The following is an 11,504-nucleotide window of genomic DNA, read 5'->3' on the forward strand; positions in this document are numbered from 1 at the left end:
AGACGATATGGTCGAAGTCGCTGCGCAAGGCCGGATTCGTCAACAAGCCGGTGAACTCATCGAATGCCGCAATTTCGGTGGTGCAGGAGCCGGACAACTGCTCCTCGATGCTTTGAACGATCTCGGCTGGCATCGAATCGCGGACGGGATCGAGGACACGATCCCGATAGGCTTGTGCGGCAGCCATCGGATCAACCTCCAGCGCCGACAGACGCGGCACCTGAACGATGGCGACGATCTGATGGCCTATCGGCTGGTTGAAGACCTGGCCGACATTGGAAGCCGGATCGGTACTGACCAACAACACTTTTTTTCCTGCATCCGCCAGACGCACGGCGGTGGCGCAGGCCAACGAGGTTTTCCCTACACCGCCCTTGCCGGTAAAGAACAAGAAGGGCGGTGCATCGTGTAGAAATTTGAATGGCATAGGGTGCTCCGTAATAGGGTGCTCCGTAATGTGGTGTTCCGTAATCCGGTGTTCCGTAATCCGGAAAGAGGGGTCCTCTAGGGCGTTCAAGCGCGCGCCGCGGGTGGGCAGCAGCAGGACGTCGATGCCGTGCCGGCCGTGCTGGCCGGGGTGAGTTCCACGCCGAACCAGCGGGCCAGTTCCTCGCGGTTGGGAAGCCGGCCCGTCAACACCACCTCGCCATCGAGGAGCGTGACCGGCAAGGCCTGCGTTCCCGAGCTGTCCAGGAGTTCCTTGATGCGCGGATTGCTGATGAAGCTCTGCGGGTTCTTCAACAGGTTGTGGCGCTTCACCTCGAAGCCCTGCTGCTTGCACCAATCCATGTCGGCGTTGAAATGCAGCGTGTTCTGGTCGATGGCGACGCTGCTGGTGGCGCAGCATCCTGCGGGTTCAAAAATTTCCAGGGTGGGCATGACAGGCTCCTTTCGTGAGCGGGGTGAAAGGGGTAAATGAAAGGGGTAAATGAAAGGGATGAAAGGGGTGGATGAAAGGGGTGGATGAAAGGGGTGGATGAAGGGGGCGGGTGAAAGTGAAAAAACGTCGTTGCAAACCCAGGCATCGATGGTCAATGGGTTGTTCATCAATGGGTTTTTCGTCAATGGGTTGTTCGTCCATCCATGGATGGGCAATGTCAAAGCCCAAAAAAAATCACGGCTGTCGGCGGATGTGGGCGGCCACCTCCATCCAGGCATCCACCGCCACCGTGAAGGCTTCACGTCCCTTGTCCGTCAGGGTATAAACCTTGCGTTCGCGCCCCGCGACCGTTTCGGTATGCGCGGTGACATAGCCGCCTTGCTCGAACTCCCGCAGCACGGGATAGAGCGTGCCCTCGGTGGGGGCGCAGCAGCCTTGGGTCGAGCATTCCACTTCACGGGCGATTTCATAGCCGTGCATGGGCCGCGTCTTCAAGACACTGAGAATGAAAAACTTGGACAGGCTCATCTTGATGATGCCATTCCAGTACAAGCGGTCGGTGTAATCCACCGGCGCGCGCTCCACGTTCTTCAGGGATGCCGTCGATTTCGCCATGTCGGCCATTCTATACATTGTCCATCAAGGTATCAACCGGGCAGGGAGCGCCGCTGGGGGCCTCCTGTACGACGAGCAGGAGAACACCGGGCCGCTGTGCCGCGACGGCGGGCCGCATGACCTGCCCTGCCTTCAATCTTCTGGCAGGGGTTGCAGCGTGTGCTGGTGAATGGCGAATTCGCCCCGGCGGCGGTCGGCAAAATATTGTTCCAGGCAAAACCTGACACTGCAAAAAGCCAGCTCATCCCAGGGCATGTCCGCTTCAGCGTAAAGCCGGGTTTCCAGGCTTTCGCAGCCCGCGCGGTGCTCGCCATTTTGCAGTGCGCCGCGATAAAAAAGGTGTACCTGGCTGATGTGAGGAACATCCACCAACGCGAAGAGTGTGCCAGCCTCGACTATTGCGCAGGCCTCTTCCCGGGTTTCGCGCAGGGCCGCAGCCAGGCTGCTTTCCTCGTTCTCCATGAAGCCTGCGGGCAGGGTCCAGAACCCCAGCCGGGGCTCGATGGCCCGTCGACAAAGCAGGATGCGCCCTTCCCACTCGGCCAGACAACCCACGATCAGTTTCGGATTTTCGTAATGGATATGCCCACAGGCACTGCAGATGCTGCGATAGAGGCTATCTCCGGCCGGAATGCGAAGCTGAACTGCCTGGCCGCATTGGGTGCAGTATCGGATCACGGGTGTTGATTCCTGATGAAAGAAGAGGGCGGGTGAGTATTCTGCCACAGGCATTGCCGGGGCTTGGCGCCCGGGCTGGCGCTACCGGGCGATTGGCCGGGAGATGTCATGGCCTTGCCACTGTAACCGCCGCCGGCATCATCCCCGCCTCGGCAATCGGGTCCTGGCGGTATTTGCACAACAATTCAGCAAAAAAAGAACGCGCGCTCGAAGCATCGCTGTCCATTCTGCACGGGACCCCTCAGAATGGGCGCCCTGGAAAACCTGCGCAAGGCGGTGGCGGCAGAAATGTGGCTGACCAGGCTCGCCGGGCAAGGCATGATGGGCGCCGATTTGAACCGATCCGGTGTTGCGCCCGCCCAGGATCTGGTTTTGCACCCGCCAGGAGGCTCTGGATAGAATAGTAGAATAGAGTGCTGCGATTCCAAGTGAAAACTCCGCTTTCAGGGCGGTCCAAGAGGAACCCGAATGTTTTTGATCATCGGTTACGTCATCATTCTTGCCGCGTCGTTCGGCACCTATTCGGTGCATGGCAGCCTCGCTGCACTCTGGGTGCCCATGGAGTATCTGGCGATCGTGGGTTTGATGCTGGGCAGTTTCGTGGCGAGCAACAACATCTCTGCCATCAAGGCGGTGGTGGCGGCCCTGCCCGGCATTTTCAAAGGTTCCAGGTACTCCAAGGCGTATTACATGGATGTGCTGGCACTGCTGTTCGAACTGCTGGGCAAGGTGCGCAAGGAAGGCCTGATGTCGATTGAAAATGATGTGGAGACCCCCGAGGCCAGCCCGATCTTTGGCAAGTATCCAGAGGTGCTCAATGATCATCATGTTACCGAGTTCATTACCGACTACCTGCGCATGATGGTGGGCGGAAATCTCAATACGCTGGAAATCGAAGCCCTGATGGACCAGGAGCTGGAAACCCATCACCACGAAGTGGAATTGCCGGGGCACTCGGTTGCCAAGGTCGGAGATGCCCTGCCAGCCTTTGGTATCGTGGTGGCGGTGATGGGCGTGGTGAATGTGATGGGTTCCGTGGGTGAGCCGCCTCCGGTGCTGGGCAAGATGGTCGGTGGCGCGCTGGTGGGGACCTTCCTCGGGATCCTGATTTCCTATGGCTTCGTGCAGCCCATCGCCTCGCTCCTGGAGCAGAAGGCCCACGAGGGAACTCCCGTCTTCAGGGTGGTCAAGGCGGTGCTGCTGGCGTCGATGTCGGGCTATGCCCCCCAGGTGGCCGTGGAATTCGGCCGCAAGAACCTGCCTTCCGATGCCCGCCCCACTTTCCTGGAGCTGGAAGAGGATCTGAAGAGCCGCAAGGGCAAGTGAGGGTCACCATGATCTGGACTTTTGGTCCTGTTCCCGAGGGGCGCCCATGAGCGATGATTCCACCCGCCCCATCGTCGTCAAGCGCATCAAGAAGGGCGGCGCCGCCAGCCACGGGGGGGCCTGGAAAATTGCGCTAGCCGACTTCATGACGGCCTTGATGGCCTTCTTTCTGATGATGTGGTTGCTGGGCTCCACGGCCAAAGGGGATCTGCAGGGGATCGCCGAATTTTTCCAGAACCCGATGACCCTGCAAAGCAGTGGCGGCAGCGGGGTGGGAGACGCCACCAGCATCATCCAGGGCGGCGGCACGGATTTGTCCCGGACCTCAGGCCAGGTCAGAAAAGGGGATGTGGAAGCGGCAAAGCGGCGGCTGGCGATCAAGGAATTCGAGCGCCAGGAGCGGCAAGCCCTGGAACGCCTGAAGCAGCGCATCGAGAAGCTCATCGATGACTCCCCCGAATTGCGCCAGTTCAAGAACCAGCTCCTGCTCGACATCACCACCGAAGGCTTGCGCATCCAGATTGTCGATGAGCAGAACCGCCCCATGTTTGATCTGGCCGGAGATCAGTTGAAGCCCTATACCCGCGAGATCCTGCGGCAGATCGGCATGGCCCTGAACGACGTGCCCAATCGCATCAGCCTGGCCGGGCATACCGATGCGGCCCAGTTCGCCGGCGGGCCCCAGGGCTTTTCGAACTGGGAGCTTTCGGCCAACCGGGCCAATGCCTCCCGGCGGGAGATGGTGCTGGGGGGCATGGATGATCACAAGGTGATCCGGGTCGTGGGCCTGTCTTCCTCGGTGCTGTTTGACCCTAACGACCCCCTGAATCCGGTGAACCGGCGGATCAGCATCGTGGTCCTGAACAAGCGGACGGAAATGGCCATTCTCAATGAAGATGGGCCCGAGACCGATGTCGATGCCGAGGGCGACTTGCCTGCCGTGGAAGAACTGGTGTCGCCACCGCCGGCGGCTGCGCCAAGCCGATGATGAAATGCCGGATCGAGAGAGGGGAATAAATGACAAACGCGACAAAGCTGCGCTGGGCCGGGGGGGGCTGGATGGCTCTGGTGGTTGTCGTGCTGATGGCCGTGGATGAGGGGAGCCGTTCAGGGCCGGTGGGCCTGGCGCTGGCCGTCATCGCCCTGGGCTGGATACTGGCTTCCTGCTTCCTGGCGGCAGGGGGCGAAGGTGTCGTTCAGGGGGCGAGCCAGAGCGGTAGTGCAGAGAATCGGGAAGTCATGGCCCGCAGCAGCGCCTATCTGCAGCACTCCACGGCTGAGCTGGCCCGCCAGTTCGGGACCTCTGGAGAAGAAATCCAGCGCACCCAGCAAATTCTCGCCGAGGCCATCGGGCACCTGGTGGAAAGTTTCCAGGGCATGAGCGAGCAGACCCGCCGGCAACAGCAACTGGGCCATGAAATCGTCTCCGGGAAGCTGGAGGAAAATACCCGTTCCATGGATTTCGAGGCGTTTGCCCACAAGACCTCCGACACCCTGCGGGCCTTTGTGGACAGCGTCGTGAAAAACTCCAGGATCGCCATGGGCCTGGTCGAACTGACCGACAATATTTCCGGTCAGGTGCACCAGATCACCGCCATGCTGGGGGAAATCGAAGGCATTTCCAAGCAGACCAACCTGTTGTCCCTCAATGCGGCCATCGAAGCGGCCCGGGCCGGCGAGGCCGGGCGGGGTTTCGCCGTGGTGGCCGATGAGGTGCGCAACCTTTCTGGCCGCACCAGCCATTTCAGCCAGCAGATTCGCAGCCTGATGGGCACCATGCAGCAATCCATCCAGGCCACCGAAGACGCCATCCACCAGATGGCAGCCCAGGACATGACCTTTGCCTTGACCTCCAAACAGGATGTGGAACAGGCCATGGCCGGGATCGAGGCTTTCAATGTCCGCACCAGCCAGGTGGTTGCTGAACTCAATGTCATTGCCGAGGCCGTCGAGGCCCGGGCCGGACAAGCCATCATGTCCCTCCAGTTTCAGGACATGGTGACCCAGTTGCTGGGCCATGTCGGTCAGCGCCTGGAGGCCGTGGCGGAAATTACCCGGGACATGTCGCGCGTGGCGCAGATCCTCTGTACCGAGGGGGCCGGCAGCGCCAGGCTGGCGGAACTAGATGCACTGCAAGCCAATCTCGAGGGCTTGCATGAGAAGCTGGCGGATGTCCGGGATCGGGTCGAGAACAATCCCGTGCAGCAGACCCGTTACGCCAGCGGCGATGTCGAGCTGTTTTGATTTTTTGGATAGAGAAGAGCATGGCTAAAACAATTCTTGCAGTGGATGACTCTGCCTCCATCCGGCAGATGGTTTCCTTTACCCTGAAAAGTGCCGGGTATGAAGTGGTCGAGGCGGTAGATGGCATGGACGGCCTGGAAAAGGCCAAGGCCAGAAGCGTGAACCTGATCCTGACCGACCAGAACATGCCGCGCATGGATGGCCTGACCCTGATCCGCAGCCTGCGCGCCCAGCCCCAGTACAAGAGCATCCCGATCCTGATGCTGACCACGGAATCCTCCGAGGCCATGAAGACCCAGGGACGGGCGGCCGGGGCTACCGGCTGGTTGGTGAAACCCTTTGATCCCCAGAAGCTGATCGAAGTGGTGCGCAAGGTCATTGGGTGATGCCGGGGCGGCTTGACAGGAGCGGGGGATCGCATGTCCATTGATATGAGTCAGTTCCATCAGGTGTTCTTCGAGGAATCGGCGGAGCACCTGGCGGAGATGGAGTCCCTGCTCCTGGGGCTGGATGTGGCGGCGCCCGAGGCGGAGGATCTGAACGCGATCTTCCGGGCGGCCCACTCCATCAAGGGCAGTTCCGGCACCTTCGGGTTTTCCGACCTGGCGGAACTGACCCATATCCTCGAAAACCTGCTGGACAAGATCCGCAAGAATGAAATTCCCCTGCGGCCGGAAATGGTGGACGCCTTTCTGGAAACGGGGGACCTGCTCAAACGGATGCTGGAGGCCCACCAGGGCGGAGCGCCGGCCGACCCGGACGCCATGGCCGCCATGAGCCTGCGCCTGCAGCAACTGACCGATGGCGCTGCGCCGGTGCCCGAGCCGGAGACTGTGCCCCCCATGGCCGCGCCGGCTGTCCCGCTGACGGTACCGGCCGCAGCTCGGGAGGACCGGGCCTACCGGATCGAATTCATACCCACTGCCGCCTCGGCCAAGGAAGGCGTGGCGCGCTTCATCGAAGACCTGCGTCAGCTGGGGCGGCTCAAAACCTTGGCAAGCCCTCCCGCCGATGCCCCGGTCGGCTTCTGGTCCCTGCGCCTGTTCGTTCCGGTGTTACCCGAAAGTGTCGGGGAGCAACTGGATTTCATTGCCGAAAGCGATGCCTGGCGGGTGGAAGAGGAGGGTTCCTGCCGTAGCGACGGGGAAGAGGTGTTTGGTTTTTTTGCTGATGCCTCCGGTTTGTCGGACGACGTCCGGGGCTATGGTTTTTTCGACCCGCTGCCCGACCCACTGCCCGACCCGCTGCCCGAAGCGGCCAGCATCGGCCAGGCGGTGGAGGAGGCCTACGGCTTTTTTGAGCCCCTGCCGGAAGCAAAAGCCCCTGCTCCCCCGCCGCCGGCTCCGGTGGCCGCAGCGGTTCAGGCTCCGGCCGCTGCCGTGTTGCCCAGCGCGGCCCCGGCACCCGCCCAGGCCGCTCCTGGCAAGCCCGCAGCGCCCAAGGCGGGAGTGGCTGCGGGCGGCGATTCCTCCATCCGCGTCAGCGTCGAAAAGGTGGATCAGCTCATCAATCTGGTGGGGGAACTGGTCATCACCCAGGCCATGCTGCTCCAGACCGTGGCCCAGATGCAGGAGGCCGCCCCGGAGCGGCTGGTCAATGGCCTGACCCAGCTCGAGCGCAACAGCCGCGACCTGCAAGAAGCGGTGATGTCGATCCGCATGCTGCCGATCTCCTTCGTGTTTTCCCGCTTTCCCCGGGTGGTGCGCGACCTGTCGGCCAAGCTCGGTAAACAAGTCGAGCTGAAGACCCTCGGCGATACCACGGAACTGGACAAGGGGCTGATCGAGCGCATTGCCGATCCCCTCACCCATCTGATCCGCAACAGCCTCGACCACGGCATCGAATCCCCCGGGGAGCGGGCCGCCCTGGGCAAGAATCCCTGTGGCACCATCACCCTCAAGGCTTCCCACCAGGGCGGCAACGTGGTGATCGAGGTGGGCGACGACGGCGCTGGCCTCAACCGCGAGAAAATCCTCGCCAAGGCCCGGGAGAGGGGCCTGCAGGTGTCCGGGCAGATGACGGATCAGGAGGTGTTCGCCCTGATCTTCGAGGCGGGCTTTTCCACCGCCGAGCAGGTCACCGACGTCTCCGGCCGCGGGGTGGGCATGGACGTGGTGCGCCGCAACATCCAGGCGCTGGGCGGCCGCATCGAAATCGAATCGATGCCCGGCATCGGCACCCGCATGACCGTGCGCCTGCCGCTCACCCTGGCCATCCTGGACGGCATGAGCGTGGCGGTGGGGGAGCAGACCTACATCCTGCCCCTGTCCTACGTCATGGAATCGCTGCAGCCTGCGCCCGGCGACATCAAGACCCTGGCCAACCAGGGCCGGGTGATCCAGGTGCGGGGCGAATACCTGCCGGTGGTGGTGTTGCACGAGATCTTCGGCATCCCGAAGGCGGTCACCCGTTTTACCCAGGGCATCATGGTGGTGCTCGAGGCGGACGGCGCGCTCGCCGCCCTGTTCGTCGATGCTCTGGTCGGCCAGCACCAGGTGGTGATCAAGAGCCTGGAAGCCAATTACCGCCGGGTGCCGGGTATTTCCGGCGCCACCATCATGGGCGACGGCCATGTGGCCCTGATCCTGGACGTGCCGGCCATCGTTGCCATGGGCAAACAACAACTGCAGAAGGCCGCCTGAGGCCTGAGGAGTGGTCATGGAAAAAATGCAAGGGTTCAGCCAGCGCAGTGAGGAGGAACCGGCGAGCAGTGAGTTCCTCACCTTCACCCTGGGGCAGGAGGAGTACGCCATCGACATCCTGCGGGTCCAGGAAATCCGCGGCTACGAGAAGCCGACCTCGATCGCCAACGCGCCCCCCTTCATCAAGGGGGTCATCAACCTGCGCGGCATCATCGTGCCGATCGTGGACCTGCGCATCAAGTTCCATCTGCCTGAGGTGGAATACACCCCGTTTACGGTGGTGATCATCCTCAACGTCGCAAGCCGGGTGGTGGGCATCGTGGTCGATAGCGTCTCCGACGTGATCCGCCTCAAGCCTGCCGAGATCCGGCCGGCCCCCGATTTTTCCGCCAGTTTCGATACCCGTTACATCCTCGGCCTGGCGACGCTGGAAGGGCGGATGCTGATCGTCACCGACATCGAGCAGCTGATGCTCAGCCCGGAAATGGATCTGCTCGATACCGGCAATTGATGGAATGGATGGGAGTCCTGCCCAAGGCAGGGTGGTGAACAAGATAAACAAGGCATCGATAAACCTATGCGCAATAACCAGCCTGTAAGCGGTCATGAAGTTCCCCTGGCCGATGACTGCATCATCGTTTCCAGAACGGATCTGAAAGGCCGGATCACCTATGCCAACAAGGCCTTTCTGGATGTCAGCGGCTTTACCGAGGCGGAACTGCTGGGGCAACCCCACAACATTGTCCGCCATCCGGACATGCCGGAAGAAGCCTACCGGGATCTGTGGGCACGACTGCAGGCCGGGATGCCCTGGGTGGGGCTGGTCAAGAACCGCTGTAAAAATGGCGATCATTACTGGGTCCAGGCCCATGTCTCGCCCGTATTCGAGGCGGGCCAGCTGGTGGGTTTCCTGTCCGTGCGGCGCAAGCCCTCCCGCGCCGAAGTGGCTGCCGCCGAGCAGGCCTATCGCCTGTTCCGCGAAGGACGGGCCCGGGGTCTGGTGATCGAGCATGGACAGGTGGTTTCCAGCCGCTTGCTGGCCCGCCTCGGTCGTCGCATGGGCGCCGCCCCACTGGCCACCAAGATCATTTTCGGCAGCGCCGTGTCGGCCTTTGCCGTGATGGCGGCGATGGCTTTCCTGCTCGGCAGCCGCATGGGCGACACCCTGGAGCAGCAGGGCCATGACAGCCTGTCCCAGAGCCTGGCTCTGATCAAGGGCATGGTGGAAGTGCGCGCCAGCGCCCTGGAAAAAGAGGCTGAGCGCCTGAACCGGCTGTTTGCCAGCCAATTGCCCGGGGAATTCGAACTAGATGCCAGTGGCGAGGTGCCGCTCCTCAAGCACGGGGGGCTGCCCCTGAATGAACGTTTCGATGAGGTGGATGGTTTCAGCCGCCAGGCTGATGCGGTGGCCACCATCTTTGCCTTGCAAGGGGATGACTTTCTGCGGATCAGCACTTCCCTCAAGAATGAAAAGGGCGAGCGGGCCACCGGCACCCTGCTGGGCAAGCAGCACCCGGCTCATGCCCGTCTGCTGGCCGGTGAAAGCCATGTCGGCAAGGCCCGCCTGTTCGGCAAGGATTACTACACCGCCTACCGCCCCATCCGCGATGCCGGCGGGCAGGTCGTCGGCGCCCTGTTTACCGGCATGGACGTGAGCGAGGCGATGGCCGGACTGAAGGCCCAGATCAAGCAGGTCAAGGTCGGAGACAGCGGTTATTTCTTCGTCCTCGATGCCCGGCCCGGTCCCGATTTCGGCAAGGCCCTGATCCATCCCGCCCGGGAAGGCCAGAGCCTGCTGGAATCCAGGGATGCCGAGGGCCGGGAATTCATCCGGACAATGCTCACCCGCCGCCAGGGGGAAATCTACTATCCCTGGGCCAATCAGGAACTGGGTGAAAGCCAGTTGCGGGAAAAGATCACCCTGTTCGACACGGTCGAGGCCTGGGACTGGCTGATCGGCGGGGGCACCTATCTGGATGAATTCAATGCGGCCGCCCGTTCCTTGTCGCACTACCTCTGGGGCGCTGCCGTGGCGGTGGTGCTGGTTCTGGTCCTGATCATCTCCTGGCTGGTGCGTGCCCTCATCACCCGGCCGCTACAGGCGCAGGTGCTGCCGGTGTTTGCCCGGATGGCGACCGGCAAGTACGACAATCCGGTGGCCGTGGGGCGGGAGGATGAAATCGGCAAGGTGCTGCAAGGCCTGGAATGCATGCAGAGCCGCCTCGGTTTTGAATTGACGGAAACCCGGCGGGTAGCCGACGAGATGACCCGCATCAAGATCGCCCTGGACAATGTCAGCACCGGGGTGATGATTGCCGATCAGGATCGCCGCATCATCTACACCAACCGCTCCGTGGAGCATCTGTTCAAGACCGCCGAGGCCGATATCCGCAAGGCGCTTGCGGATTTCGACGCCAGCCAGTTGCTGGGTTCCAGCATCGACATCTTCCACCGTCAGCCCGAGCATCAGGCCAGGCTGCTCGCTGGGCTGCAAAAGACCCATACCGCCAAAGTGGAAATCGGCGGGCGCTCCCTGGTGTTGGTGGCCAACCCGGTTCTCAATGAGCAGGGCGAGCACCTGGGCTCCGTGGCCGAGTGGCAGGATCGGACTCTGGAAGTCGCCGTGGAGCAGGAAGTGCAGAGCATCGTCTTTGCCGCGGCCCGGGGCGATTTCAGCCAGCGACTCAGCCTGGAAGGCAAGGAGGGTTTTGTCGAGGGCCTGGCGCGGGGCCTGAACCAGTTGCTCGATGCCGCCTCCAGCGGCCTCCATGCCGTCGCCGAAGTGCTGGGCTCCCTGTCCCGGGGCGATCTGACCCGCAAGATCGAAGGCGATTACCAGGGGACCTTCGCCCGCTTGCGGGACGATGCCAATGCCACGGTGGACCAGCTGACCCAGGTGGTGGGGCGCATCCAGGAGTCGACCGAGGCGATCAACACGGCGGCGCAGGAAATTGCGTCGGGGAACACGGACCTGTCGAGCCGGACGGAGGAACAGGCCTCGAGTCTGGAAGAGACGGCATCGAGCATGGAAGAGCTGACCGGCACGGTGAAGGTGAATGCGGACAGTGCCCGGGAAGCGAATCAGCTGGCGGATGGTGCCCGGCGAGTGGCGGAGCGGG

11 protein-coding genes are annotated in these 11,504 nt (G+C 62.3%); 7 read left to right on the forward strand and 4 right to left on the reverse strand.

All coding sequences use genetic code 11. The features are described 5' to 3' along the window. The 4 genes from WBH99_RS07430 to WBH99_RS07445 form a co-directional block, all read right to left on the reverse strand. On the reverse strand, nucleotides 1-427 hold a 427-nt coding region (locus WBH99_RS07430), incomplete at its 3' end, for a TRC40/GET3/ArsA family transport-energizing ATPase (protein WP_424219469.1). Nucleotides 428-513: 86 nt separating this feature from the next. Beyond that, complete coding sequence (arsD, locus tag WBH99_RS07435) at nucleotides 514-879, reverse strand: arsenite efflux transporter metallochaperone ArsD (protein WP_424219470.1); 366 nt, start codon at nucleotides 877-879, stop codon at nucleotides 514-516. A gap of 235 nt (nucleotides 880-1,114) precedes the next feature. After that, nucleotides 1,115-1,495, reverse strand: coding sequence for a PadR family transcriptional regulator (locus tag WBH99_RS07440; protein WP_424219471.1), 381 nt, complete (start codon nucleotides 1,493-1,495; stop codon nucleotides 1,115-1,117). 132 nt (nucleotides 1,496-1,627) lie between these two features. Beyond that, nucleotides 1,628-2,170, reverse strand: a complete 543-nt coding sequence (locus tag WBH99_RS07445; RefSeq protein ID WP_424219479.1) for an NUDIX hydrolase — start codon at nucleotides 2,168-2,170, stop codon at nucleotides 1,628-1,630. A 471-nt stretch (nucleotides 2,171-2,641) separates the two neighbouring features. Between WBH99_RS07445 and motA the strand changes: the two genes are divergently transcribed. The 7 genes from motA to WBH99_RS07480 all read left to right on the forward strand — a co-directional run. Then, nucleotides 2,642-3,499: a flagellar motor stator protein MotA gene (motA, locus tag WBH99_RS07450; RefSeq protein ID WP_424219472.1), complete on the forward strand. Its 858-nt coding sequence runs from the start codon at nucleotides 2,642-2,644 to the stop codon at nucleotides 3,497-3,499. Between the two features lie 46 nt (nucleotides 3,500-3,545). Further along, nucleotides 3,546-4,487: a flagellar motor protein MotB gene (gene motB, locus WBH99_RS07455; protein WP_424219473.1), complete on the forward strand. Its 942-nt coding sequence runs from the start codon at nucleotides 3,546-3,548 to the stop codon at nucleotides 4,485-4,487. 29 nt (nucleotides 4,488-4,516) lie between these two features. Continuing rightward, nucleotides 4,517-5,743 (forward strand): methyl-accepting chemotaxis protein, encoded by a 1,227-nt coding sequence (locus WBH99_RS07460; RefSeq protein ID WP_424219474.1) that lies wholly within the window; start codon nucleotides 4,517-4,519, stop codon nucleotides 5,741-5,743. 20 nt (nucleotides 5,744-5,763) lie between these two features. Further along, the gene (locus tag WBH99_RS07465; RefSeq protein WP_424219475.1) at nucleotides 5,764-6,129 is read left to right on the forward strand and encodes a response regulator; all 366 of its coding nucleotides are present in this window, start codon (nucleotides 5,764-5,766) and stop codon (nucleotides 6,127-6,129) included. Between the two features lie 33 nt (nucleotides 6,130-6,162). Further along, a complete protein-coding gene (locus WBH99_RS07470) occupies nucleotides 6,163-8,385 on the forward strand; it encodes a chemotaxis protein CheW (RefSeq protein ID WP_424219476.1) in 2,223 nt (740 codons plus the stop codon). Nucleotides 8,386-8,401: 16 nt separating this feature from the next. Beyond that, nucleotides 8,402-8,896, forward strand: coding sequence for a chemotaxis protein CheW (locus tag WBH99_RS07475; RefSeq protein ID WP_424219477.1), 495 nt, complete (start codon nucleotides 8,402-8,404; stop codon nucleotides 8,894-8,896). Nucleotides 8,897-8,962: 66 nt separating this feature from the next. Continuing rightward, nucleotides 8,963-11,504, forward strand: a 2,542-nt coding sequence (locus WBH99_RS07480) for a Cache 3/Cache 2 fusion domain-containing protein (protein WP_424219478.1), incomplete at its 3' end; no start/stop codon positions are given.

The sequence above is a fragment of the Azovibrio sp. genome (assembly GCF_049658005.1).
Classification (GTDB): Bacteria; Pseudomonadota; Gammaproteobacteria; order Burkholderiales; family Rhodocyclaceae; genus Azovibrio.

What these genes read in the sequence shown, in the direction of transcription:
- arsD (WP_424219470.1), bottom strand. Translation starts at nt 879, where the DNA reads ATGCCCACCCTGGAAATTTTTGAACCCGCAGGATGCTGCGCCACCAGC.
- WBH99_RS07440 (WP_424219471.1), bottom strand. Translation starts at nt 1,495, where the DNA reads ATGGCGAAATCGACGGCATCCCTGAAGAACGTGGAGCGCGCGCCGGTG.
- motA (WP_424219472.1), top strand. Translation starts at nt 2,642, where the DNA reads ATGTTTTTGATCATCGGTTACGTCATCATTCTTGCCGCGTCGTTCGGC.
- motB (WP_424219473.1), top strand. Translation starts at nt 3,546, where the DNA reads ATGAGCGATGATTCCACCCGCCCCATCGTCGTCAAGCGCATCAAGAAG.
- WBH99_RS07460 (WP_424219474.1), top strand. Translation starts at nt 4,517, where the DNA reads ATGACAAACGCGACAAAGCTGCGCTGGGCCGGGGGGGGCTGGATGGCT.
- WBH99_RS07465 (WP_424219475.1), top strand. Translation starts at nt 5,764, where the DNA reads ATGGCTAAAACAATTCTTGCAGTGGATGACTCTGCCTCCATCCGGCAG.
- WBH99_RS07470 (WP_424219476.1), top strand. Translation starts at nt 6,163, where the DNA reads ATGTCCATTGATATGAGTCAGTTCCATCAGGTGTTCTTCGAGGAATCG.
- WBH99_RS07475 (WP_424219477.1), top strand. Translation starts at nt 8,402, where the DNA reads ATGGAAAAAATGCAAGGGTTCAGCCAGCGCAGTGAGGAGGAACCGGCG.